Origin of the sequence: Stenotrophomonas sp. FSL W7-1447, from assembly GCF_037966425.1 — a bacterium.
In the GTDB taxonomy this organism is placed as follows: Bacteria; Pseudomonadota; Gammaproteobacteria; order Xanthomonadales; family Xanthomonadaceae; genus Stenotrophomonas; species Stenotrophomonas pavanii.
The window spans coordinates 262,531-287,200 of sequence record NZ_CP150199.1; the positions used below are offsets into that span (position 1 = coordinate 262,531).

General features: G+C 68.3%; 20 protein-coding genes. 13 read left to right on the forward strand and 7 right to left on the reverse strand.

Annotated features, from left to right (window positions below; translation table 11 throughout):
* Positions 1-7: 7 nt before the first annotated feature.
* Positions 8-2,500 carry a putative peptide modification system cyclase gene (locus NSQ78_RS01085; RefSeq protein WP_064237421.1) on the forward strand — a complete coding sequence of 831 codons (2,493 nt, stop codon included), beginning with the start codon at positions 8-10 and terminating at the stop codon, positions 2,498-2,500.
* 7 nt (positions 2,501-2,507) lie between these two features.
* On the opposite strand, the gene NSQ78_RS01090 is transcribed toward NSQ78_RS01085, so the two are convergent.
* On the reverse strand, positions 2,508-2,804 hold the full coding sequence (locus tag NSQ78_RS01090; RefSeq protein ID WP_049467976.1) for an NHLP-related RiPP peptide: 297 nt from the start codon (positions 2,802-2,804) through the stop codon (positions 2,508-2,510).
* A 138-nt stretch (positions 2,805-2,942) separates the two neighbouring features.
* Between NSQ78_RS01090 and NSQ78_RS01095 the strand changes: the two genes are divergently transcribed.
* Complete coding sequence (locus NSQ78_RS01095) at positions 2,943-4,109, forward strand: putative peptide maturation dehydrogenase (RefSeq protein ID WP_053461862.1); 1,167 nt, start codon at positions 2,943-2,945, stop codon at positions 4,107-4,109.
* A gap of 19 nt (positions 4,110-4,128) precedes the next feature.
* On the opposite strand, the gene NSQ78_RS01100 is transcribed toward NSQ78_RS01095, so the two are convergent.
* Genes NSQ78_RS01100 through NSQ78_RS01110 form a run of 3 tightly spaced genes read right to left on the reverse strand, consistent with a single transcriptional unit; the run spans position 4,129 to position 8,937 of the window.
* Positions 4,129-6,111: an acetyl/propionyl/methylcrotonyl-CoA carboxylase subunit alpha gene (locus NSQ78_RS01100; protein WP_064239590.1), complete on the reverse strand. Its 1,983-nt coding sequence runs from the start codon at positions 6,109-6,111 to the stop codon at positions 4,129-4,131.
* 41 nt (positions 6,112-6,152) lie between these two features.
* The gene (locus NSQ78_RS01105) at positions 6,153-7,763 is read right to left on the reverse strand and encodes a carboxyl transferase domain-containing protein (protein ID WP_064237422.1); all 1,611 of its coding nucleotides are present in this window, start codon (positions 7,761-7,763) and stop codon (positions 6,153-6,155) included.
* Between the two features lie 10 nt (positions 7,764-7,773).
* Positions 7,774-8,937, reverse strand: coding sequence for an isovaleryl-CoA dehydrogenase (locus NSQ78_RS01110; protein WP_053461863.1), 1,164 nt, complete (start codon positions 8,935-8,937; stop codon positions 7,774-7,776).
* 159 nt (positions 8,938-9,096) lie between these two features.
* Between NSQ78_RS01110 and NSQ78_RS01115 the strand changes: the two genes are divergently transcribed.
* The 3 genes from NSQ78_RS01115 to NSQ78_RS01125 all read left to right on the forward strand — a co-directional run bounded on the left by NSQ78_RS01115 (position 9,097) and on the right by NSQ78_RS01125 (position 12,185).
* Positions 9,097-9,714 (forward strand): TetR/AcrR family transcriptional regulator, encoded by a 618-nt coding sequence (locus NSQ78_RS01115; protein WP_049467968.1) that lies wholly within the window; start codon positions 9,097-9,099, stop codon positions 9,712-9,714.
* 196 nt (positions 9,715-9,910) lie between these two features.
* Complete coding sequence (locus NSQ78_RS01120) at positions 9,911-10,429, forward strand: c-type cytochrome (RefSeq protein ID WP_049467966.1); 519 nt, start codon at positions 9,911-9,913, stop codon at positions 10,427-10,429.
* 310 nt (positions 10,430-10,739) lie between these two features.
* Complete coding sequence (locus NSQ78_RS01125) at positions 10,740-12,185, forward strand: ExeM/NucH family extracellular endonuclease (protein ID WP_064237424.1); 1,446 nt, start codon at positions 10,740-10,742, stop codon at positions 12,183-12,185.
* Between the two features lie 301 nt (positions 12,186-12,486).
* Here the strand turns inward: NSQ78_RS01125 and NSQ78_RS01130 are convergent, their stop codons facing one another.
* Positions 12,487-13,344 (reverse strand): EamA family transporter, encoded by an 858-nt coding sequence (locus NSQ78_RS01130; protein ID WP_064237425.1) that lies wholly within the window; start codon positions 13,342-13,344, stop codon positions 12,487-12,489.
* A 43-nt stretch (positions 13,345-13,387) separates the two neighbouring features.
* On the opposite strand from NSQ78_RS01130, the gene NSQ78_RS01135 reads away from it, so the two are divergent.
* The 4 genes from NSQ78_RS01135 to NSQ78_RS01150 all read left to right on the forward strand — a co-directional run bounded on the left by NSQ78_RS01135 (position 13,388) and on the right by NSQ78_RS01150 (position 19,331).
* The gene (locus NSQ78_RS01135) at positions 13,388-14,059 is read left to right on the forward strand and encodes a CocE/NonD family hydrolase (protein ID WP_064237426.1); all 672 of its coding nucleotides are present in this window, start codon (positions 13,388-13,390) and stop codon (positions 14,057-14,059) included.
* Complete coding sequence (gene zapE, locus NSQ78_RS01140; protein WP_049465448.1) at positions 14,056-15,156, forward strand: cell division protein ZapE; 1,101 nt, start codon at positions 14,056-14,058, stop codon at positions 15,154-15,156. The genes NSQ78_RS01135 and zapE overlap by 4 nt, the downstream gene beginning before the upstream one ends.
* 634 nt (positions 15,157-15,790) lie before the next feature.
* The gene (locus NSQ78_RS01145; RefSeq protein WP_053461869.1) at positions 15,791-18,193 is read left to right on the forward strand and encodes a ribonucleoside-diphosphate reductase subunit alpha; all 2,403 of its coding nucleotides are present in this window, start codon (positions 15,791-15,793) and stop codon (positions 18,191-18,193) included.
* A 118-nt stretch (positions 18,194-18,311) separates the two neighbouring features.
* On the forward strand, positions 18,312-19,331 hold the full coding sequence (locus tag NSQ78_RS01150; RefSeq protein WP_014035600.1) for a ribonucleotide-diphosphate reductase subunit beta: 1,020 nt from the start codon (positions 18,312-18,314) through the stop codon (positions 19,329-19,331).
* A 132-nt stretch (positions 19,332-19,463) separates the two neighbouring features.
* Here the strand turns inward: NSQ78_RS01150 and NSQ78_RS01155 are convergent, their stop codons facing one another.
* The gene (locus NSQ78_RS01155) at positions 19,464-20,099 is read right to left on the reverse strand and encodes a LysE family translocator (RefSeq protein ID WP_064237427.1); all 636 of its coding nucleotides are present in this window, start codon (positions 20,097-20,099) and stop codon (positions 19,464-19,466) included.
* A gap of 90 nt (positions 20,100-20,189) precedes the next feature.
* Here NSQ78_RS01155 and NSQ78_RS01160 point away from each other — a divergent pair, with 90 nt between their 5' ends.
* The 3 genes from NSQ78_RS01160 to NSQ78_RS01170 all read left to right on the forward strand — a co-directional run bounded on the left by NSQ78_RS01160 (position 20,190) and on the right by NSQ78_RS01170 (position 22,734).
* The gene (locus NSQ78_RS01160; protein ID WP_005407672.1) at positions 20,190-20,591 is read left to right on the forward strand and encodes an acyl-CoA thioesterase; all 402 of its coding nucleotides are present in this window, start codon (positions 20,190-20,192) and stop codon (positions 20,589-20,591) included.
* A gap of 56 nt (positions 20,592-20,647) precedes the next feature.
* Positions 20,648-21,463, forward strand: coding sequence for an NAD-dependent protein deacetylase (locus NSQ78_RS01165; RefSeq protein WP_064237428.1), 816 nt, complete (start codon positions 20,648-20,650; stop codon positions 21,461-21,463).
* A gap of 170 nt (positions 21,464-21,633) precedes the next feature.
* Positions 21,634-22,734 (forward strand): NADH:flavin oxidoreductase/NADH oxidase, encoded by a 1,101-nt coding sequence (locus NSQ78_RS01170; RefSeq protein ID WP_080473084.1) that lies wholly within the window; start codon positions 21,634-21,636, stop codon positions 22,732-22,734.
* Positions 22,735-22,737: 3 nt separating this feature from the next.
* Here NSQ78_RS01170 and NSQ78_RS01175 read toward each other — a convergent pair whose 3' ends face one another.
* Complete coding sequence (locus NSQ78_RS01175; protein WP_053462614.1) at positions 22,738-23,649, reverse strand: LysR family transcriptional regulator; 912 nt, start codon at positions 23,647-23,649, stop codon at positions 22,738-22,740.
* Between the two features lie 114 nt (positions 23,650-23,763).
* On the opposite strand from NSQ78_RS01175, the gene purU reads away from it, so the two are divergent.
* Positions 23,764-24,615, forward strand: coding sequence for a formyltetrahydrofolate deformylase (gene purU / locus NSQ78_RS01180; protein WP_026347242.1), 852 nt, complete (start codon positions 23,764-23,766; stop codon positions 24,613-24,615).
* The last annotated feature ends 55 nt before the right edge of the window (positions 24,616-24,670 follow it).

Below are 24,670 nucleotides of genomic sequence, written 5' to 3' on the forward strand. Positions count from 1 at the left end.
GCAGGCGATGAATGGCGACAACGGAACGTCAGCCCCGCATAGCCCCCAGCTACGCGCCCTGCTGTTCACCGATCTGTGTGATTCGCTGCAGCTGGTCGAGCGGATCGGCGATGTGGCGGCGGCAAGCCTGTTCCAGGAACACGACCGCCTGGTACTGGTGCTGCAGCAGCGCTGGAACGGCCAGCTGATCGATCGCTCCGATGGTTTGTTCATGCTGTTCGAGCGCGCCGTCGACGCCCTGGGCTTCGCCCTGGACTACCAGCGCGAACTGCACGCGCTGGGCCAGCAGCGCGCGATTGAACTGCGCGCGCGCGCCGGCCTGCACGTGGGCGACGTGCTGACCTGGGAGAACAGCGCCGAAGCGGTTCGCGCCGGTGCCAAGTCGATGGAAGTGGAAGGCCTGGCCAAGCCGATGGCCGCGCGCCTGATGACGCTGGCCCGCCCCGGCCAGATCCTGCTGTCGGCGGTCGCCGAATCGCTCACCCGCCGCGCCACCGATGCACTGGGTGAGCGTGGCGCGCGCCTGCTGTGGAAGTCGCACGGGCGCTGGCGCTTCAAGGGCGTGCCGGTGGTGCAGGAAGTGATCGAAGTGGGCGAGATCGGCTCGGCGCCGCTGCGCATGCCGCGCGCCAACGCCAAGGCGCGCCGCGACCTGCCGCTGTGGCGGCAACCGCTGGTGATGGCCGCCGAAGGCCTGATCCTGGCCGCGGCCGTGCTCGGCGGCTGGCTGCTGCTGCGGTCGGAGCCGGCCATTGCCTTCGCCGAACGTGACTGGGTGGTGCTTGGCGATGTCGACAACCTTACCGGCGATCCGATCTTCGATGACTCGATGCGGCACGCGATCCGGATCGCGCTGGAGCAGTCGCGCTACGTGAACGTGCTGTCGGAAGGCAAGATCCGCGAAAGCCTGGAAATGGCGCGGCTCTCGGGCGATACCCGGCTCAACCGCGATACCGCGGTCGATGTGGCGGTGCGTGAGGGCGCGCGCGCGGTGCTGCTGCCGACCGTGCGGCAGAAGATCGGTGGCTACGAGCTGGCCATCGATGTTGCCGCGCCGGGCAGTGGCCAGGTGATCCAGACCTTCACCGCCACCGCCGATCGATCCGACCAGATGGTGTTCGCGGTGGACGACGTGGTCGGTCGCCTGCGCCGCGGACTGGGCGAGTCGGTGGCCAGCCTCGAGCAATCGCTGCCGCTGCCGCGCGCTTCGACCCAGGACCTGCGCGCGCTGCGTGCGTTCGCGCTGGCCGAAAGCGCGCTGGGCCAGCGTCGCTTCGAGGAGGCACGCAACCTCTACCAGGCCGCGATCGACATCGATCCCGGTTTCGCCCTGGCCTACATGGGCGTGGCCAAGCTGCATGCGCGCGTCGAGGAAGGGCGGCGCGCGCGCGAAGCCATGCAGCACGCGCTGGACCTGCAGGATCGCCTGCCGCCACGCGAGCGGCTGTACCTGAAGGCCTGGATGGCCGAACTGGAGCCCGGTGGCTGGCCACTGGAGCACTGGCGCACGCTGGCCAAGGTCTATCCGGATTCGTTTGCCGGGCTGTCCAACACGTCCTGGTACCTGTTGCAGGCCAACCAGTTCAGCGAGGCCGAACCCTATGCGCGTGCGGCCGCGGTGCCGCAGGATCCGCTGCGCCTGTATCCGCTGGTCCACCTGGTGCGGATACAGATCGCCGCCAACCAGCCGCAGCTGGCGGCCGAGACGCTGGCCCAGGCACAGGTCCTGCGCGGTCGTGATGATGCCGATGAGACCGGCGTGGACGTGCTGGTCGCGCAGGGCCAGTACGCCAAGGCCGCGCAACTGCTGCCGCAGATCCGTGCCGCCGATGCCCTGCAGCAGCGCATGAAGCTGCGCGCGCAACTGCTGCTGGCGGCCGCGCAGCGCGATTGCGCGGCCATGCAGCAAGCGGTACGCGAAGACGCACCGGCGCCGGCGCTGGTCGACTTCCAGGTGCAGCAGCGACTGCAGCACGCCAGCGTATCGGCGCTGTGCGGCACGGCGGACCGGACCGGACTACAGGCGACTGCCGCACTGCTGCAGCCGATGCTGCAGGAGCGCGATGATCCCATGCTGCATGCGCGTGGCCTGCAATGGCTGGCGCTGGTGCACCTGGCCCAGCGCCAGGGCCAGTTCGATCTGGCCAGGCGCTGGCTGGACGAGCAGCGGCCGCTGCTGCGCAGCCTGCGCAGTCCGGTCGCGGAACGTTGGCTGCGCATCGTCAGCGCGGAGGATCAGCTGCAGATGCAGCGACCGGATGCCGCCCGCACCCTGATCGAGCCGATGCTCGACGGCAACGAGCCGGTGCAGGCCCACGTGGTGCTGCTGCTCGCGTTGCGTGCGCAGGGTGACGACGCGGCCGTGCGCCGGCAGCAGGCCTGGCTGGCCCAGCACCGTGGCCGGGCGATTGCCGAGGTCACCGCGCTGCAGGTATGGCAACCGCTGAACGTGCATGACGTCTCGACCTGGGCGACGCCGGCCGCGACGGGCGCACCCTGATGGCGGCTCAACCGTCGATGCGTTCGCCGACCCTGCCCGCTTCGAAGCAGAACACCACCGTCATGGCTGCCACCGAACCGGACAGATGGGCCTGCAGTGCATCGCGCACCCGGCGCAGCTCCTCGACCGGGGCCAGGGTGTCGATCTTCATGCAGTCGCTTTCACCGACGGCCGCATCCAGGCCGATCGAGGCCAGCGCCTCGCCCGGCGCAGCAGTGAAGTGGCGGCGGAAGTCGTCATTGCCGATCAGATGGTCCAGCAGGGTGCTGGCGTCCGCGGCGGAGAGGCGGGGATGGGTGCTCATGGGGAACGTCCGTAGGTGGAGCTACTCGTATCGGCCGCGACAGCCTGCCATTGAGGGCCGGGCGGTGCACATCGCTAAAGTTGGCCGCGCTGCGGTCGTTGCTGCTATGCCGGCTGTGCGGCACAAGGAAGGAAACCGATGCGCCTGCGCCGCTGCGCCAGCCTGATGTTCGAGCCGCGCGAGGCGGTCACCCTGGACCTGCGCGCGATGCTGGCCGGCCATGCCGAGATGGACAGTCAGATCAGTTGGGTGGCGCTGGCCGCCCATCTGGACCAGCCGCTGCCGGTCGATGCCGAGGAGCGCCAGCTGCTGGGCGAGCTCAGCGCGCACCGCTGGAGCGAACCGCCGGCCGATGCGTCCCCGGCCATGCTGGCCCGCCTGGTCGAACAGGGCCTGCTGCTGACCGACCCACCGAGCGAGGTGGGGCACCAGATGCGCGACGAGGCGCTGCGGCGCAGCCAGTGGTGGCCGTTGGCCGCGCTGGCCCATCGCCACGCGCGCTGGCAGGCCGTGGACAGCGTGGACGACATGCGCCGGCAGGGCCTGGACACCGCCGCCGGCCTGCGCCAGCGCCTCGGGCCGCCGCCGCCGGTGGTGCAGCCGATGCAGGGCGACTACCAGCCTCTGCCGCGCAGCGAAGAGGCGGCGTTCGACGCCCTGCTGGCGCGCCGCACGACCTGCCGCAACTTCGACCCGCAGCGCGCGCTGCCACTGCCGCTGCTGGCCCAGGTGCTGCAGCGCACGCTGATGGCCCACGCGGTGCAGAAGGTCGAGCGTGATACCGAGTTCCTGAAGAAGAACGTGCCTTCCGGTGGCGGCCTGCATCCCACCGAGGGCTTCCTGCTGGTGCAGAACGTGGAAGGACTGGCACCGGGCCTGTACCACTATCATCCGGTGCAGCACGCCGTGCTGCCGCTGCCGTCGCCGCCGCCGCAGGCGTTGCCTGCGATGGCACGGCGGATGCTGTCCGGGCAGGCGTGGTTCGCCGATGCGCCGGCGCTGCTGGTGCTGGCGCCGCGCTATGACCGCTGCTTCTGGAAGTACCGCAACCATGCCAAGGCGCACCGTGCGGTGACGCTGGACGTGGGCCACATTTCGCAGTTGCTGTACCTGTGCGCCACCGAGCGCGGGCTGGCAGCGTTCGTGACCGCGGCGATCAACGATGCCGATGTCGATCGTGCCTTCGGCTTCGATGGCATCGGCCAGAGCGCGATGGCCATCTGTGGCCTGGGCTGGCGCAGCGCCACGCTGGATACGGCCGAATTCGATCCGGCCGGGCGGGTGGTGGCGGGCGACGGCCCCTGAGCGGCCGCCGCCCCGGCGATCAGGCCGCCTCGAAGTCCACCAGCACCGCGCCGTCGCCGACCTGGTCGCCGGCCTTGGCACGGTACCCCTTCACCGTGCCATCGGCCGGTGCCTGCAGGGTGTGCTCCATCTTCATTGCCTCCAGCACCACCAGCGGCGTACCGCGCTTGACCTCGGTACCGGCAGCGACCAGCGTGGCCACGATCTTGCCCGGCATCGGGGCCAGCAGGCTGCCGGCGTCGGCCACGGCATGGTCCGATTCACTGACCGGATCGTGCAGGGTGAAGCGATGCTGGCCATCGGCACCGAACAGGTACAGCTGGTCGCCGTCACGCAGCAGCTGCAGTGTCCAGCGGCGCCCGCCCAGCTGCACCGCCAGCCCGCGTACATCGGCCGTGCCGATCACCCGCACCGGTGCTGCGTCATCGCACTGCACGCGCCAGCCATCGGCCTGCGCCCACACCTTCAGCGTGTGCCGGCGCTCGCCCTGCTGCAGCGGCAGCACGCGCGGCGCGCACGCGCCCAGGCGCCAGCCACCCTGTGACTGCCACGGCGAATGCGGATCACGCGCGTCGGTGCTGGCGGGTGCCGTGCTTGCCACTGCGGCCACGGCGGCCAGCAGCCACAGGTCCGCACCCGCATCGCCGACGGCACTCAATGCCGCCTGTTCGCGTTCGATCAGCGCGGTATCCAGCCTGGCCTGCGCGAACGAACCGGTATTCACCAGGCGGCGCAGGAAACCAGCGTTGGTGGTCACGCCCACCACCTGGCAGTCGGCCAGTGCCTGGCTCATGCGGCGCAGCGCGGCGTCGCGGTCCACGTCCCAGACGATCAGCTTGGCGATCATCGGATCGTAGTACGGGGTGATGCTGTCGCCTTCCTCCACGCCGGTATCGACGCGCACGTGGGCCGACGCTGCCGGCAGGCGCAGGCGGCGCAGGGTGCCGGTGGACGGCAGGAAGCCACGATCGGCATCTTCGGCGTACAGCCGCGCTTCGATCGCGTGGCCATGGATGGCCAGCTGGTCCTGGCGCAGCGGCAGCGGCTGGCCCGAAGCCACGCGCAGCTGCCACTCCACCAGGTCGGTGCCGGTGATGTATTCGGTGACCGGGTGCTCGACCTGCAGGCGGGTGTTCATTTCCATGAAGTAGAAATCGCCGTCCGGACCGGCGATGAACTCCACCGTGCCGGCACCGACGTAGCCCACCGCGCGCGCCGCATCGACCGCGGCCTGGCCCATCGCGGCGCGGCGCTCGGCACTCATGCCTGGGGCGGGAGCCTCTTCCAGGACTTTCTGGTGGCGGCGCTGCACCGAGCAATCGCGCTCGAACAGGTAGACCGCTTCACCGTGGCTGTCGCCGAACACCTGGATCTCGATATGGCGCGGCCGTTCGACGTACTTCTCGACCAGCACGTGGTCGTTGCCGAACGCCGAGGCTGCCTCGCGCTGGCAGCTGGCCAGCGCATCGACGAAGTCCTCGCTGCGCTCGACCTTGCGCATGCCCTTGCCACCGCCACCGGCGCTGGCCTTGATCAGCACCGGGTAACCGATGCCATCGGCCTGTGCGCGCAGGAAGTCCGGCGCCTGCTGGTCACCGTGGTAACCCGGCGTCAGCGGCACACCGGCCTTGGCCATCAGCGCCTTGGCCGCGCTCTTGTCACCCATCGCACGGATCGCGCTGGGCGGTGGCCCGATGAAGGTGATGCCGGCGGCGGCGCAGGCATCGGCGAAGTCGGCGTTCTCCGACAGGAAGCCGTAACCGGGGTGGATGGCCTCTGCGCCGGTAGCGCGCGCGGCGTCAAGCAGGGCATCGCCACGCAGGTAGCTCTCGCGTGCGGCGGCCGGGCCGATGTGGACGGCTTCGTCGGCCAGGCGCACATGGCGTGCGTTGCGGTCGGCATCGGAGTACACCGCCACGGTGGCGATGCCGAGGCGGCGGCAGGTGGCGATGACGCGGCAGGCGATTTCGCCGCGGTTGGCGATCAGGACTTTGCTGAACATGGCAACGTGCTTCATAGGAGCGTGCTCGGTCATGGCACGGGTCACATGCGGAACACGCCGAAGCGCGTCTGCTGCGGGGCGGCGTTGAGGCTGGCCGACAGCGCCAGCGCCAGCACCTGGCGGGTGTCGGCCGGATCGATCACGCCGTCGTCCCACAGGCGCGCGCTGGCGTAGTACGGGTGGCCCTGCTGTTCGAACTGGTCGCGGATCGGTGCCTTGAAGGCATCCTCTTCCGCCGCCGGCCACTGGCCGCCCTTGGCTTCGATGCCATCGCGCTTGACCGTGGCCAGCACACTGGCGGCCTGCTCGCCGCCCATCACGCCGATGCGCGCGTTCGGCCACATCCACAGGAAGTTGGGCGAGTACGCACGGCCGCACATGCCGTAGTTGCCGGCACCGAACGAGCCGCCGATGACCACGGTGAACTTGGGCACCTTGGCACAGGCCACCGCCATCACCAGCTTGGCGCCGTCCTTGGCGATGCCGCCCTGTTCGTACTTGCGGCCGACCATGAAGCCGGTGATGTTCTGCAGGAACACCAGCGGGATGTTGCGCTGGGTGCACAGCTCGATGAAGTGCGCGCCCTTCAGGGCCGACTCGGAGAACAGGATGCCGTTGTTGGCGATGATGCCGATCGGGTAGCCGTTCAGATGGGCGAAACCGGTCACCAGCGTTGCGCCGTAGCGCGGCTTGAACTCGTCGAAGCGCGAGCCATCCACCAGCCGTGCGATCACCTCGCGCACGTCGTAGGGCTTGCGCGTATCGGCCGGGATCACGCCATACAGTTCATGGGCCGGCAGCAACGGCGCTTCAGGGGCCTGCACCGCCATCGCCGGTTCCGGCTTGCGCCAGTTGAGCTGGGCGATGATGGCGCGCACCCGTGCCAGCGCCTGCAGATCGTTGTCGGCCATGTGGTCGGCCACGCCGGAGATGCGGGTATGCACGTCGGCGCCCCCCAGTTCCTCGGCCGTCACCACTTCACCGGTGGCCGCCTTCACCAGCGGCGGGCCGCCGAGGAAGATCGTGCCCTGTTCGCGCACGATCACGGTCTCGTCGCTCATCGCCGGCACATAGGCGCCACCGGCGGTGCAGCTGCCCATCACGCAGGCGATCTGCGGAATGCCCTGCGCCGACAGGTTGGCCTGGTTGTAGAAGATGCGGCCGAAATGATCGCGGTCAGGGAAGACTTCGTCCTGCAGCGGCAGGAACGCGCCGCCGGAATCGACCAGGTAGATGCAGGGCAGGTGGTTCTGCTCGGCGATCTCCTGCGCGCGCAGGTGCTTCTTCACCGTCATCGGGTAGTAGGTGCCGCCCTTGACCGTGGCGTCGTTGGCCACGATCACGCATTCCACGCCGCTCACCCGGCCGATGCCGGCCACCACGCCCGCGGCGGGCACGGCGTCTTCATACATGCCGTGCGCGGCCAGCGGCGCGATTTCCAGGAAGGCGCTGCCGGGGTCGAGCAGGGCGTCGATGCGCTCACGCACCAGCAGCTTGCCGCGTGCGGTGTGCTTGGCGCGCGCCGCCTCACTGCCACCCAGCGCGGTGCGGGCGAGGGTGGCATGCAGGTCGTCGACCACGGCCTGCATGGCCGCGCGGTTGCTTTCAAACGTTTCGCTGCCCGGTTGCAGCTGGCTGGTCAGGACGGTCATCGCGGTGGCCTTACAGGGTGCGCTGGAACAGTTCGCGGCCGATCAGCATGCGGCGGATCTCCGAGGTGCCGGCGCCGATTTCATACAGCTTGGCGTCGCGCCACAAGCGGCCGGTCGGGTATTCATTGATGTAGCCGTTGCCACCGAGGATCTGGATCGCCTGGCCGGTCAGCCAGGTGGCCTTCTCGGCGGCGTACAGGATGGCACCGGCGGCGTCCTGGCGGGTCGTGCGGCCCTGGTCGCAGGCGCGCGCCACGGCATAGACGTAGGCGCGGCAGGCGCCCAGGCCCACGTACATGTCGGCGATCTTGGCCTGGATCAGCTGGAAGCTGCCGATCGGTTCGCCGAACTGGTGGCGTTCGTGCACGTAGGGCATCACCACGTCCATGGCCGCGGCCATCAGCCCCAGCGGGCCACCGGACAGCACCACGCGCTCGTAGTCCAGGCCGGACATCAGCACGCGCACGCCACCGCCGACCTGGCCCAGCACGTTCTCTTCGGGAATCTCGCAGTCCTGGAACACCAGCTCGCAGGTAGGCGAAGAACGCATGCCCAGCTTGTCCAGCTTCTGCGCGGTGGAGAAGCCCTTCATGCCCTTCTCGACCAGGAACGCGGTGATGCCCTTGGCGCCGGCGTCCATGTCGGTCTTGGCGTAGACCACCAGCACGTCGGCATCCGGGCCGTTGGTGATCCACATCTTGTTGCCGTTGAGCACGTAGCGGTCGCCGCGCTTGTCGGCGCGAAGCTTCATCGACACCACGTCCGAGCCGGCCCCCGGCTCGCTCATTGCCAGCGCACCGACCAGGCTGCCATCGCACAGGCCGGGCAGGAAGCGCTGCTTCTGTTCCTCATTGCCGTTCTTGCGCAGCTGGTTCACGCACAGGTTGGAGTGCGCGCCATAGGACAGGCCGATGCCACCGGAGGCGCGCGAGATTTCTTCCATCGCCACCACGTGGGCCAGGTAGCCCATGCCGGTACCGCCGTATGCTTCTTCCACGGTGAGGCCGAGCAGGCCCTGCTCGCCCAGCTTCGGCCACAGGGCCAGCGGGAACTGGTTGCTGGCATCGGCCTCGGCGGCCAGCGGTGCGACCTCGGCGGCGGCAAAATGGGCCACGCTCTGGCGCAGCAGGTCGATGTCTTCGCCAAGATCGAAGTTCAGGGATGGCACGTGCATTGTGGTGGCTCCACGGCGGGATGGCAGGAAATGGACGCACCCGGCGGGGGAGCGGGCGGCGGTCGGCAGGACCGCCACCCGCACGGGCGATGGCCCCAGCGTAGCGGGGTTCGGATAAGAAGTGAATACGAATTCAAAAATTGAAACTAGAATCAGAACATGGCCTATAAACGCTCTGCATTGATGGAAGAACGCCTGGCGGGCGCCCGTGAACGGATCCTGCTGGCCACCCGCGAGCTGGTCGCGACCGGCGGCTGGCGCAACGCCCCGGTGACCGCCGTGGCGACCCAGGCGGGGGTGTCCACCGGCCTGATCTACCGCCACTTCCCGTCCAAGGCCGAGCTGTTCGTGGAGGTCCTCAACGCCGCCGTGGCCCACGAGGTCGCGATCATGGAGCGCATCGCCAGTGGCCCGGAGGCGGCCAGCGAGCGCCTGCGGCTGGCGATCACCGCCTTCGTCCGCCGCGCCCTGGCCGGGCCGGGGCTGGCGCACGCTTTCATCGTCGAACCGGTCGATCCGGACGTGGAAGCCGAACGCATGCGCGGCCGCCGTGCGTTTGGCGACGTGTTCCTGCGGCTGGTCGAAGAAGGCGTGGCGGCCGGCGAACTGCCGGCGCAGGACGCGCATGTGGCCGCCGCCTGCCTGGTCGGAGCCTTCACCGAGGCGATGGTCGGCCCCACCGCACCCAGCCGCGAAGCGCACCGCGACGAGGATGCGCTGGTGGATGCGATCTGCAGCTTCTGCCTGCGCGCGATCGGCGCCCCGGTAATCCGGTAGCGCCGGCCGCTGGCCGGCTTCTGTTGCTGGGGTCAGATCCCTTTTGCGGCGCAAAAGAGATCTGACCCCAGCCCCCGGCATGCTGCGCCGCACCAGCATTGACGCCTGTTGTCGCACGCAAGGCGCGTTCTATACTCGGTCCATCACGCAGTCGCTCAGCCGTGGTCCAACGACTATCAGCCAGGGGTAACGAAGAGTGCGGAATTACGATCTGGAGTTCCTGAAACGCTTCTCCATGGTGATCGCGCTGCTGGCGACCATCACCCTCGGCCTCATCCTCCTTGCCGCCTACCTGCACACCCGGATTCCGCCCGAGGTGTCGCCCACTGCGGCCAAGCGCACCGAACAGCGCATTTCGCCCACCGGCGCGGTCTATGCCGGCAGCACCGGCGCCGCCGCGCAGGCCGCGGCCAAGGCCGCCGCGCTGGCCAAGGCGGCGTCGCAGGTGGCCTACGGCGGCACCAAGGATGGCAAGGTGATCTTCGACAACCTGTGCACCGCCTGCCACACCAACGGTGTGGGCATGGCACCGACGCTGGACCATTCGCATTGGGACAAGCGCATCGCGCAGGGCAAGGACACCCTCTACAAGCACGCCATCGAGGGCTATACCGGCCCCGACGGCGGCATCATGCCGCCCAAGGGCGGCAACCCGGCGCTGACCGAAGAACAGATCCACGCCACCGTGGACTGGATGCTGGCCAACCTGAAGTAACCGCCGGAACGGCCAAACCGCGAAACGGCGGAAACGTCGAAACAGGGAACGGCCGAACCGGATGGCGGAACCGCGGAACGGGGGTAGAGTCGACTGCTAGTCGACTGCTCTTCCCAACGCCACCGAAAAAGCCCGCGCTGCGCGCGATAGTCGACTGACAGTCGACTCTACCCGCCGGTCGCCCCATCGCCCCGGTCGTTCTCCGTCCGCCGCCTGCGGCTTTGCCCACCAAGCTCAAAACCCCGCCTGCAGGCGGGGCTTCGCATTTCAGGGTTAGTCTGTGCGCCCTCTTCCCAGGAATCGCCCGTCGATGCGCCGCCGCTCCCTCGCCCTTGCCCTGTCCCTGCTGCTGCCGGCCGGCGCGTTCGCCCAGGCCCAGCCGCAGGCCACGCCGATCGCGACGCCCCCTGCCGCGCGCAGCAGCGCCCCGGTGGTGCTGACCGCCGCGCCGGCCGACTGGCGCGCGCTGGATGGGCAGCGCGTGCGCATCGCTGCGCCGCTCACCCTGGCCGGTACCGACGGCCTGGAGCGCTTCGGCCAGCTCACCGTGGCCTTCGATGGCCGCCTCTGGCAGCCGACCGAAGTGGCCGCGCCGGGCTCTGCCGGCTATGAGCAGGTGATGGCCGACAACCAGCGCCGCCGCCTGGTGCTGGAAGATGGCCGTGATGCCCGCGACCCCGCCAGCGTGCCTTACCTGCCGGGCAATCCGGTGCTGCGCACCGGCATGCAGCTGCGCAACGTGGAGGGCATCGTGCGCGTGGACGCGCAGGGCCATCCGCGCCTGCGGGTCGAAGGCGCGCTGAAGCTGCCGGAACTGAAGCGCCCGGCAGTGCCCACGGTGCCGGGCAGCCTGCACGTGGCCGCCTTCAACCTGGAGAACTTCTTCAATGGTGACGGCCAGGGCGGTGGTTTCCCGACGTTGCGCGGCGCGCGCACGCTGGACGAGCACAAGGCGCAGCTCGCCAAGCTGGTCACCACGGTCAACGCGCTGGGCGCCGATGTCGCTGCGCTGATGGAACTGGAGAACGACGGCTACGGCCCGCAGTCGGCTATCGCCGAACTGGTCGATGCGCTCAACCGCGACCGCGGCGCGCAGGGCGACTGGCACTTCGTCGACGCCGGCAACGGCCCCGGCGACAACCCGATCCGGGTCGGCATCATCTATCGCAGCAACCGCCTGCAACCGCTGGGCAAGCCGGCCACACTGACCGGCGGCCCGTTCGTCGAGCACAGCCGCGTGCCGCTGGCGCAGGCCTTCCAGGGCAAGCACGGTGCGCCGTTCGTGGTGGTCGCCAACCACTTCAAGTCGAAGGGCTGCCGCGATGCGAGCGGTGCCGACGCCGACCACAACGACAACCAGGGCTGCTGGAACGCCACCCGCGTGACCTCGGCGCAGCAGCTGCACGCCTGGCTGCAGACCGACCCGACCGGTACCGGTGCCAGGGACGCGGTGCTGCTTGGCGATTTCAACGCCTACGCGATGGAAGATCCGATCCGCACCCTGCGTGACCTGGGCTGGCAGGACGCGTTCAAGGTGGCCAAGGTCGAGCATCCCTACAGCTACGTCTACAACGGTTACACCGGCCGTCTCGACCACGCGCTGCTGAACCCGGGCATGGCCAAGCGCCTGCGTGGTGCCGCCGAATGGCACAGCAACGCCGACGAGCAGGACGCCAGCGGTTACCAGGGCCGCAACGTGCAGGGCCCGTGGCGCAGCTCCGACCACGACCCGCTGCTGCTGGGCTTCGACAGATAGGGTTCGCCGGGGATCTGCTCTGGGAGGGACCTTGATCGGCACGGATGCTGCCGTTGCTTTTGATCTACCAGTCCGCCTTCAAGCGAGCCGAGCATCGCAGGTGAATCAGGGGCGAAGAGGCGCCGATGTCTGAGCGCAGCGAGTTCGGCGCCGTCCCCTGGTTCACCGAGAAGCGCAGGGTACCGGTGCACAGCACCGGCTCGCGGCTGGCGGCGCGTTTCTTTTGGTTACTTTTCTTTTCGCGCGAAAAGAAAAGTGACATCCCACCGCGGGCGCGGAAATGGCCCGCCGCAACCAACGCTCACCCCCAGGCGATGAACCCGATCGCCAGCACCGCCAGCGCCAGCCCCGCGCGGTTCCACTTCGTGGTGGCCTCGCCGAAGGCGAACACACCTACCAGCGCGCCCAAGACCACCACCCCGATGTTCATGCCGGCGAACACGGTGGCCGGGCTGTCCGGCATCGCCTGGTGCGCGTGTACATAGAAGAGGATGTTGCCGCCATTGAGCAGGCCCAGCAGCGCACCCGCGCCCAGGTTGCGCCAGGCCAGCCGGCTGCGACCGCTGAAGTGCCGCCACAGCTGCAACGCCAGCATCAGCACGAAGGCCACGCTGAAGCTGGCCAGCACCGCCGCCATCGACGGCGTGCCGGACAGCGCCACCTGCTTGAGCAGCACGTCCACCACCGCAAACCCGGCCCATACCCCCAGCAGCCAGCCCCAGCCGCCGGGCGCGGACGCGACCACCGGCCTGCGTGGGCGCAGGCTGATCGCCACCATCGCCAGCAGGCCCAGGCCGAGCCCGGCCAGCTTCCACGGCGTGGCGGTCTGGCCGAAGAACAGGAACGCGGCGGCCAGTGACAGCAGCAGCGACAAGCGCTGCGCCACGTCACTGCGGACGATGCCGGCCACCGCCACGGCGCGGCCCAGCACCAGGAAGATCGAGGGCAGCACCACCGCCAGCGCCAGCAAGGACAGCCACGGGGCATGTGGCGCGCGCAGCGCATCCAGCGGCGGCTGCAGCACCACGGCGGTGAGCGTTGCCGCCACCAGATAGTTCCAGGTGACCATCTGCGCAACATCCAGTTGGCGGCGTCCGGCCATCTTCAACAACACCGAAACCAGCACGCTGCAGATCACGGCTAAAGACAGGAAGAGCATGGGACGGGCACAGGGCAGGGGCGGGGGACGGTATCATGGTGCCATGCACAAGCCTTCGTTCCCCGTCGCCCCCGGCGAAACCGCCTGCCTCGAACTGTACGGCCCGGCCGGCCCGCTGGAAGTGGTCGTCGACCTGCCCAAGGCCGACGTGCCGGCACAGCCGATCGTGGCCATCGTCTGCCATCCGCTGTCCACCGAGGGCGGCACCCTGCACAACAAGGTGGTCACCATGACCGCCACGACCCTACGCGAGCTGGGCATCGCCACGGTGCGCTTCAACTTCCGCAGCGTCGGCGCTTCGGCCGGTACCTTCGATGGCGGCGTGGGCGAGCAGGACGACCTGAAGGCGGTCGCCGCCTGGGTGCGCAGCCAGCGCCCGCACGACCGCCTGTGGCTGGCCGGTTTCAGCTTCGGTTCGTTCGTGTCGCTGAAGGCCGCCGCCGCGCTGCAGCCGGAAGCGCTGATCTCGATCGCGCCGCCGGCCGGGCGCTGGGATTTCGATGGCATCGTGCCGCCGGCGCGCTGGCTGGTGATCCAGGGCGAGCAGGACGAGATCGTCGATCCGCAGGCCGTCTACCAGTGGCTGGACACGCTGGAGTTCCCGCATGAGCTGGTGCGCATGCCCGAGACCAGCCACTTCTTCCACCGCAAGCTGATCGACCTGCGTGGCGCGCTGACCCACGGCGTGAAGCACTGGCTGGGCGCGGCGGCATGAGTACAACCGAGCTGACCCCGTCGCAGCGGTACGCGGAAGGGGTCGCCCGCGGTGACTGGCAGGACGATCCGGCCCAGCATGCGGCGCTGGCCGAGCTGGACCGCATCCACCTGGCCCTGCTGGACAGTGCCGAGGACGGCTGGCTGGACCGCCTGTCCTCGTTCTGGAAAAAGCCCGAGCCGGTCAAGGGCCTGTACTTCTGGGGCGGCGTCGGCCGCGGCAAGACCTTCCTGGTCGACCTGTTCTACGACGGCCTGCCGATCAGGCAGAAGTACCGCACCCACTTCCACCGATTCATGCGCAGCGTCCACGAGCGCCTGCGCGAGCACCAGGGCCAGAGCGACCCGCTGGCGAAGATCGCCCAGGAATGGCGCAGCAACCTGCGCGTGCTGGTGCTGGACGAGTTCTTCGTCACCGACATCGGTGACGCGATGCTGCTGGCGCGGCTGCTGGAGCGCCTGTTCGCCGAGGGCGTGACCCTGGTCACCACCTCCAACACCGCGGTGGAGAACCTCTACCTCAACGGCCTGCAGCGCGAGAGCTTCCTGCCGGCCATCGGCCTGCTGCAGCGCTTCTGCGTGGAGCTGTACGCCGAAGGCACCGAGGACTACCGGATGCGCGCGCTGACCCGCTCGCCGGTGTACCGCGCACCGCTGGCGGCCGACAGCGACGACTGGTTGGCCACGCGCTGGAGCGAACTGAGCGGCGGCCAGCCGGCCAAGCCCGGCAACATCGAGATCGAGGGCCGCAAGATCCCGGTCCGGGGCCGCGGCAAGAGCATCGCCTGGTTCGATTTCGCCGCGCTGTGCGAGGGCCCGCGTGGGCCGTCGGATTACATCGAGATCGCGCACGAGTTCAACACGGTGCTGCTGGGCGGCATTCCCGCCTTCGACCGCTTGAATGAGGATGCCGCGCGCCGCTTCGTCAACCTGATCGACGAGCTGTACGACCGCCACGTCAACCTGGTCTGCACCGCCAGCACCTCGCCGATCGAGCTGTACACCGGCCAGCGCCTGCAGGGCGCCTTCGAGCGCACCGCCTCGCGCCTGATCGAGATGCAGAGCGCCGAGTACCTGGGCACCCCGCACCGGGCGTGAGCGACTCTGCGGGCGTGCATTGCCGGCCAGCGGCCAGCACGCCCACTTTGGGATTCCGGTAGTGCCGGCCGCTGGCCGGCAATGATCGGGGGATAGGGCGCAACGGCGTTTCCCTGCGGCCGCTCTTCCGGTCCGGCCGACATACTCAGCCTCGCGTCGCTGCCCGGAGGGTGATCCCGGCATCCACCGGATTCCCACCGGCTGCCCACGATCTATCCACAGGGTTGTCCCTAGCCAGTTTCATCACTGTCATGTGAAGCTGTCATTGTTCCGTTTTCGCGGTGCGTTGTGCCACCGCAATGACGCCTTTCGGGCTTGACTGCGCAGCCCGTTCCGGCAGGTCTGAAGCGTCCGATCCAGGCGCCGATGGCACGATCCTTGCGGCGCAAGGGATTGCCGAATTTCACTACATTTGGCGTTGACGGACCCCATTACCCCCACTATCTTGTGGCCGTCGGTCGCAGCAACCCCAATTCCAGGGGGTGGCCCCAGTACCCCTCCGCGATCGTCAACGGCAGTGGCCGGCGCAGGTCTCATTCCCTGCGACGCCGTCCTGTCACCCTGGGCTGTCATGTCCCGGGCCGCGTCACCCGATGCATCGAGCACCCCCAATCACGCCAAGAGGACACACGCCGTGAGCACCGAATCCAGCGCCACCATCGAGAAGGAAAGCGAATTCCTGTTGACGTCGCCGCCGACGGCCAACGCGATGAGTGTGACCAAGCGCAATGGGACCACCGAACTGGTGGACCTGAACAAGATCGTGCGTGCGGTGCAGCGTTCCTCTGAAGGCCTGCACGCCGTCGATCCGATGCGCGTGGCCACCCGCACCATTTCCGGCCTGTACAACGGCGCCACCACCCGCGAGCTGGACGAGCTGTCCATCCGCACCGCCGCCCTGCTGATCGGTGAAGAGCCCGAGTACGGCCGCCTTGCCGCGCGGCTGCTGGCCAACTACATCGCCAAGGAAGTCTCGGGCCAGGAAATCTACGCCTTCTCGCAGTCGGTCAGCCGTGGCCATGAAGTCGGCCTGATCAACGACCGCCTGCTGAACTTCGTGCAGACCAATGCACGCAAGCTCAACGACGCCATCGACGGCGCGCTGGACCTGAACTTCGATTACTTCGGCCTGCGTACCCTGTACGACCGTTACCTGCTGCGCCACCCGCACACCCGCAAGGTGATCGAGACCCCGCAGCAGTTCTTCCTGCGCATCGCCAGTGCGCTGAGCGAGGACGTGTCCGAGACCCTGGCGCTGTACAAGCGCATGGGCAACCTGGACTACCTGCCGTCCAGCCCGACCCTGTTCAACTCCGGCACCACCCACGAGCAGCTGTCCTCGTGCTTCCTGCTGGACTCGCCGCAGGACTCGCTGGAGTCGATCTATGCCAAGTACGGCGACATCGCCCAGCTGTCGAAGTTCTCCGGCGGCATCGGCGTCAGCTACACCCGCGTGCGTTCGCGTGGCTCGCTGATCAAGTCGACCAACGGCCACTCCAACGGCATCGTGCCGTGGCTGAAGACCATGGATTCGTCGGTGGCCGCGGTGAACCAGGGCGGCAAGCGCAAGGGCGCGGCCTGCGTGTACCTGGAAACCTGGCACGCCGACATCGAGGACTTCCTCGAACTGCGTGACAACACCGGTGACGAAGCCCGCCGTGCGCACAACCTGAACCTGGCCAACTGGGTGCCGGACCTGTTCATGAAGCGCGTCGAGGCCGACCAGGAATGGTCGCTGTTCGATCCGCGCGTCGTGCCGGAGTTCACCGACCTGTTCGGCGAAGCCTTCGAGCAGGCCTACCTGCAGGCCGAAGCGCAGGGCAAGGCCAACCGCACCATCTCCGCGCGCAAGCTGTATGCCCGCATGATGCGTACCCTGGCCGAGACCGGCAACGGCTGGATGACCTTCAAGGACAAGTGCAACCGCGCCAGCAACCAGACCCTGCGTCCGGGCAACGTGATCCATCTGTCCAACCTGTGCACGGAAATCCTGGAGGTCACCTCCAACGATGAAACCGCAGTGTGCAACCTGGGTTCGATCAACCTGGGCAACCACTTCGACGAGCACAACGAGTTCGACTTCGAGAAGCTGGCCGAGACCGTGCGCCTGGCCGTGCGCCAGCTCGACCGTGTCATCGACCTGAACTTCTACCCGATCGAGACCGCCCGCCGCGCCAACCTGCGCTGGCGACCGGTCGGCCTGGGCTGCATGGGCCTGCAGGACGTGTTCTTCCGCAAGCGCCTGCCGTTCGACAGCGCCGAGGCCCGCGCCCTGTCGAAGAAGATTGCCGAAGCGATCTACTTCCACGCGCTGGAAACCTCCTGCGAGCTGGCCCAGGAACGCGGCAAGCACCCGTCGTTCAACGACACCCGCGCCGCCAGTGGCGAACTGCAGTTCGACGCCTGGAACGTGGTGCCGGAAGACACCGCGCGCTGGGACGCCCTGCGCGCCCGGATCAAGGAACACGGCCTGCGCAATTCGCTGATGATCGCGATCGCGCCGACCGCGACCATCGCCTCGATCGCCGGCTGCTACGAGTGCGTCGAGCCGCAGGTGTCCAACCTGTTCAAGCGCGAGACCCTGTCCGGTGACTTCCTGCAGGTCAACCGTTACCTGGTCAACGAGCTGAAGAAGCTGGGCCTGTGGACGCCGGAAATGCGCGATGCCATCAAGCTGGCCGAGGGTTCCATCGCCGGTCTGCCGCAGATCCCGGAAGCGCTGCGCGAGGTCTATCGCACCGCGTGGGAACTGCCGATGCGTTCGCTGATCGACATGGCCGCCGAGCGTGGCGCCTTCATCGACCAGTCGGCCTCGCTCAACCTGTTCATGGAAAGCCCGAACATCGGCGCGATGTCCTCCATGTACATGTACGCCTGGAAGCAGGGCATCAAGACCACCTACTACCTGCGTTCGCGTCCGGCCACCAAGATCGCCAAGACCACGGTGAGCGCGGCGGCCCCGGCCAAGGTGTTCAGCCCGGACGAAGCCATTGCCTGCTCGCTGGAAAACCCGGAAGCCTGCGAGGCCTGCCAGTAACAGCGGCACCGCCGCGCGGTAGTGCCGGCCGCTGGCCGGCAACCCCGGCCAACGATCATCACCCACGGTAGCGCCGGGCCACGCCCGGCGGCTCACCCAGGAATTCAAGGAAACACCCATGGCCGACAAGCCCAAGCAGATGCTGCTCGATCCCGGTTTTGAACTGACCCTGCGCCCGATGCGCTACCCGCAGTTCTATGACATGTACCGGAACGCGATCAAGAACACCTGGACGGTGGAAGAGATCAACTTCCAGATCGACATCACCGACCTGCACAGCAAGATGTCGCCGGGTGAGCGCCACCTGATCCACCGCCTGGTCGCGTTCTTCGCCACCGGCGATTCGATCGTGTCCAACAACCTGGTGCTGAACCTGTACCAGCACTTGAATGCGCCCGAAGCGCGCATGTACCTGTCGCGCCAGCTGTATGAAGAAGCACTGCACGTGCAGTTCTACCTGACCCTGCTCGACAACTACCTGCCGGATCCGGAAGAGCGCGCCAAGGCGTTCTCGGCGGTGGAGAACATCGACTCGATCAAGAAGAAGGCCGATTTCTGCTTCAAGTGGATCGACTCGATCCAGGACCTGACCCGCATCGAGACCCGCGCGCAGCGTCGCCAGTTCCTGCTCAACCAGATCTGCTTCGCCGCCTGCATCGAAGGCCTGTTCTTCTTCGCTGCCTTCGCCTACGTGTACTACTTCCGTTCGCGCGGCCTGCTGCCGGGCCTGGCTTCGGGCACCAACTGGGTGTTCCGCGACGAGAGCGCGCACATGGAGTTCGCGTTCGAGTCGGTGCGCGTGGTGCGTGAGGAAGAGCCGGACCTGTTCGATGACGAGATGAAGCAGCAGGTCTACGACATGCTGGCCGAAGCCATCGAGTGCGAAGTGCAGTTCGCCGAGGACGTGCTGTCCGGCGGCGTGGCCGGCATCTCGACCCGCGACATGCGCCAGTACCTGCAGCACTGCGCCGACCAGCACTTCGCCAAGCTGGGTATGGAAAAGAAGTACAACGTGCGCAACCCGCTGCCGTTCATGGAACTGCAGGACGTGCAGGAACTGACCAACTTCTTCGAACGCCGCGTCTCGGCCTACCAGGTCGGCGTGCAGGGCGAAGTCGCCTTCGACATGAACTTCTGATCGGACCGGTCAGGCCTGTCGCAACGAGAAACCCCGGCCAATGCCGGGGTTTTTCGTTTCTGTGGCGTCGAGCCATGCTCGACTGGTCTTCGCAAACAGCAGTCGAGCATGGCTCGACGCTACAAGGCGCGGCTAGCGCCGCCCTTCCACCGCCATGCGTACCGCCAGCCCGGCCAGCACCGTGCCCATCAGCCAGCGCTGCACTGTCTGCCAGGTGGGGCGCGCGGCCAGGAAGCCGGCGATGCTGCCGGCGGTCAGCGCGATGATGCCGTTCACGGTCACACTCACCGCGATCTGGGTGGAGCCCAGCACGATCGACTGCAGCAGCACGCTGCCTTCGCTGTCCGGATGCAGGAACTGCGGCAGCAGCGACAGGTACATCACCGCCACTTTCGGGTTCAGCAGATTGGTCAGGAAGCCCATCGTGAACAGTCTGCGCGGGCTGTCCTGCGGCAGCTCGCGCACCGCGAACGGCGAACGGCCGCCGGGCCTGAGCGCCTGCCACGCCAGGTACAGCAGGTACAGCGCGCCACCGATGCGCAGCGCGTCGTAGGCAAACGGCACGGTCATCAGCAGGGCAGTGATGCCCAGTGCCGCGCACAGCATGTAGAACACGAAGCCCAGCGCCACCCCGCCCAGCGAGATCAGGCCAGCCATCGGCCCCTGGCAGATCGAGCGCGAGATGACGTAGATCATGTTCGGCCCGGGCGTGAGCACCATGGCCAGGGAAACCAGCGCGAAGGCCAGCAGGTCGGAAGTGGCGGGCATGGGCGGTCCTGGCGGTGGGCGTGGCGCAGTGTAGCGCTGCCTGCACGGGGCCTGGCTTAAAATTGCCGCACCCCACACCGAAGCACCCCCATGACCCCGATCCCCGAGACCGTGCCGCCCATCGAAGTGCGCATGGCCGAAATCGTCTTCCCCAACCACACCAACCATCTCGGCACCCTGTTCGGTGGCCAGGCGCTGGCCTGGATGGACAAGGCGGCCTTTCTGGCTGCCGCCCGCTACTCGCGCCGTACCGTGGTGACCGCGCGTAGCGACCAGGTCGACTTCAAGCTGCCGATCCGCATCGGCCAGATGGTGGAAACCATCGGCCGCATCGTCGAGGTCGGCCGCAGCTCGATGAAGGTGGAGGTGGAACTGGTCGCCGAAGACCTGCACAGCGGCGAGCGCAAGCTGTGCACCCGCGGCCACTTCGTGATGATCGCACTGGACGAGGAAGGCCACCCGATCGCGGTACCGCCGCTGCCGGCCGCCTGAGCACGCCGGCTGAACCGGCGCTTGCAGGGGCGCTGCGGCGCCCCCATCTGGCAGCCATGACCCTGCCGCTGACCGACTTCATCGACCGCGCCCAGCGCCTGTTCGTGCTGACCGGCGCCGGTTGCAGCACCGCCTCGGGCATCCCCGATTACCGCGACACCGACGGCCAGTGGAAGCGCACCCCGCCGGTGACCTACCAGGCCTTCATGGGCGAGGCGGCCACCCGCCAGCGCTACTGGGCGCGCAGCCTGCTGGGCTGGCCGCGCTTCGGCCTGGCCCGGCCCAACGGCACCCACCACGCCCTGGCCGCGCTGGAGCGCCGCGGCAAACTGCAGCTGCTGCTCACCCAGAACGTGGATGGCCTGCACCAGCGTGCCGGCAGCCACACGGTGATCGACCTGCATGGGCGCCTGGATCAGGTGCGCTGCATGGGCTGCGAGCGGCGCAGCGATCGCGGGGAGTTCCAGCAGCGCCTGCTGGACGCCAACCCCGGCTGGGACACGCTGGAGGCCGGCATCGCGCCGGACGGCGATGCCGACCTGGAGGCTGATTTCTCCGGCTTCGTTGTACCCGATTGCGCGTACTGCGGCGGCCTGCTGAAGCCGGATGTGGTGTTCTTCGGCGAGAACGTGCCACGCGACCGCGTGGGGGCAGTGCACGATCACCTGCAGCAGGCCGACGCCGTGCTGGTGGTGGGCTCGTCGCTGATGGTCTACTCCGGGTTCCGCTTCGTGCAGGCGGCCGCCAGGGCCGGATTGCCGGTGGCCGCCGTGAATCGTGGCCGCACCCGTGCCGACGACCTGCTGCAGTTCAAGGACGAGCGGGACTGCGCCGAGGCGCTGGCGTCGGTTATCGAGCCACTGGCTGGGTAGAGTCGACTATCGCGCGCAGCGCGGGCCTTTCGAGAGCCGTTGGAAAAGCAGTCGACGGTCAGTCGACTCTACCGGCAACCCGTCCCCGCGAAACAGCGATCCATCCAGATGGTTGATCCACGAGCCGCGCAGCGGTGCAATACGCATCCCCTACGTCGTGCATTCCTGTCTTGAGCCAGCTGTTCTCGCCGATCTCGTTCGGCCCCCTGACCCTGTCCAACCGCATCGTCATCGCGCCGATGTGCCAGTACTCCGCCGAAGACGGCCGCGCCAGTGACTGGCACGCCATGCACCTGGGCAACCTGGCGCAGTCCGGCGCCGGCCTGCTGATCCTGGAAGCCACCGCGGTCGAACCGCGCGGCCGCATCAGCTGGGCCGACCTGGGGCTGTGGGACGACGGCACCGAGGCCGCGTTGGCACAGGTACTGGCCAGCGTCCGCCGCTGGTCGCCGATGCCGCTGGGCATCCAGCTGGGCCATGCCGGCCGCAAGGCATCCACCGCCCGCCCCTGGGACGGCGGTGGCCAGCTGGCGGCCGATGATGCGCGTGGCTGGGTCACCGTGGCGCCGTCGCCGCTGCCGTTCCACGCCGCCGATGCGGCGCCGCAGGCACTGGACGAGGCGGGCATTACCGAAGTGATCGCCGCGTTCGCCGCCAGTGCGGTGCGTGCCGAGCGCCTGGGCTTCGAGCTGATCGAGCTGCATGCCGCGCACGGTTACCTGCTGCACCAGTTCCTGTCGCCGTTGAGCAACCACCGTACCGACGGTTATGGCGGCTCGCTGCCGAACCGCCTGCGCCTGCTGGTGGAAGTGTTCGACGCGGTACGCGCGGCGGTGTCGGACAAGGTCGCGGTGGGCGTGCGCATTTCCGCCAGCGACTGGGTCGAGGGTGGCTGGGACCTGGTGCAGAGCGAAGCACTGGCCCAGGTGCTGGACGCGCGCGGCTGCAACGTCCTGCATGTCTCCAGCGGTGGCCTGGACGAGCGCCAGAAGATCACCGTCGGCCCCGGTTACCAGGTGCCGTTCGCGGCGGCGATCAAGGCCAAGGTGCGCATGCCGGTCATCGCGGTGGGCATGATCACCGAGCCCGAGCAGGCTGAATCGATCCTGCGCCATCGCCACGCCGATGCCGTGGCGCTGGCGCGCGGCATCCTCTACGACCCGCGCTGGCCGTGGCATGCCGCCGCTGCCCTGCGTGACAGCGTGGACGCGGCGCCGCAGTACCTGCGCTGCGAGCCGCGCGAGGCGCGCGGCGTGTTCAAGGCGCGCTGAGGCTCACACCCGCCAGGCCGGCGCCATGCCGGCCCGCAGGTGTTCGAACAGCGCGCGGATCTTGGCGGTGAAGTCGCGGCGGTCGCTGACGCAGAAATAGACGTCCATCGGTTCCGGCCGCCACGCGCTGTCGGCGCCGAACACCGCCTGCAGGCGGCCATCGCGCAGGTACGGCTCGGCCACGAACGCGGCCAGCCGGGTGATGCCGGCACCCGCCACCGCCAGCGACGCCAGCGCATCGATGTCATCGCAGACCATGCTGGGCGGCAGCGCAGCGTCTACACGCTGGCCGTCCTTGAGCAGGCCCCAGCGCAATGGCCGGCCATCGGTGGGAAAGCGGTGCAGCAGCCCGCGATGGCGACCCAGTTCAGCGGGTTCCTGCGGCGTGCCATGGGCCTTCAGGTAGGCCGGCGAGGCGCAGAATACGAACGGAACACGCGCCAGCTGCCGCGCGACCACCCCGTCCTCCAGCTGCGCCCCGATGCGGATGCTGGCATCCACCGCTTCCGGGCCATGCTGCACGGCGCGGTCGGTCAGGCGCAGCTCCAGCTGCAGTTGCGGGTAGCGCTGCTGCAGCGAAGGCAGCAACGGCGCCAGCACATGGCGGCCGAACGCACTGCTGCTGGCGATGCGCAGCGGCCCGGCCGGTTCGATGTCGCCGGAGGTGACCATCGCCTGCGCACGCGCCAGGTCGGCCTCGATGTGGCGCACCTGCGCCAGGTACAGCGCCCCGGCCTCGCTGAGCGCCAGCTGGCGCGTGCTGCGGTTCAGCAGCCGTACGCCCAGGTGCGCCTCCAGCCGGTTGATGTTCTGCCCGACTGCGGTGGCACTGATGCCAAGGATGCGGGCCGCGGCGGCAATGCTGCCGGTCTCTGCGGTGCGGGTGAAGCTGCGGATCAGTTGCAACAGGTTCATGACCAACCAGCTTGCCACGATGGAGGCCAAGTATCGCTTGGGACTGAACCCATCGGTTCGGCTGCATCGGCGATCATCCCGCCGCTGGGCAGGATGCTGCCCTACACTGTGGCGATGCGCCCCGATTCCATCCTCACCCTGTCCTGCCCCGACCGTACCGGCATCGTCTATCGCGTGTCCGGCCTGCTGTTCGACCACGGCTGCAACATCCTCGACGCCCAGCAGTTCGGCGACGAGGAAAGCGGCCGCTTCTTCCTGCGCGTGCATTTCGATCGCGATGCCGGCCTGCCGCTGGAGACCGTGCACGCCGCGATGGCCACGCTCGCCCAGGACTTCGGCATGGACTGGCAGCTGCACGATGGCCGCCGCCGCGCACGCCTGCTGGTGCTGGTCAGCAAACAGGGGCATTGCCTCAACGACCTGCTGTTCCGCGCCCACAGCGGCCAGCTGAAGGTCGACATCGCGGCGGTGGCGTCCAACCACGCCGACTTCGCGCCATTGGCCGCCTCCTACCAGGTGCCGTTCCACCACCTGCCGGTGACCGCCGATACGCGCGCGGTGCAGGAGCAGCAGATCATCGATCTGGTCGAGCGCGAGCGCATCGACCTGGTGGTGCTGGCGCGCTACATGCAGATCCTGTCACCCACGCTGTGCCGCGCGCTGGCCGGCCGTGCGATCAACATCCACCACAGCTTCCTGCCCAGCTTCAAGGGCGCGCAGCCCTACCACCAGGCACACGCGCGCGGGGTCAAGATCATCGGTGCCACCGCGCACTACGTCACCGAGGACCTGGACGAAGGCCCGATCATCGAACAGGACGTGGCCCGGGTGGACCACGCGATGGCGCCGCGCGAACTGGTACGGCTGGGCAGTGATACCGAATCGCTGGTGCTGGCGCGTGCCGTGCGCCGCCATGTGGAGCACCGCATCCTGCTCAACGGGCACCGCACGGTGGTGTTCCGGTAACGTGCTGCCCCTTCGTGGTCCGCCGGGCATGGCCCGGCGCTACCCACGGGTGTGA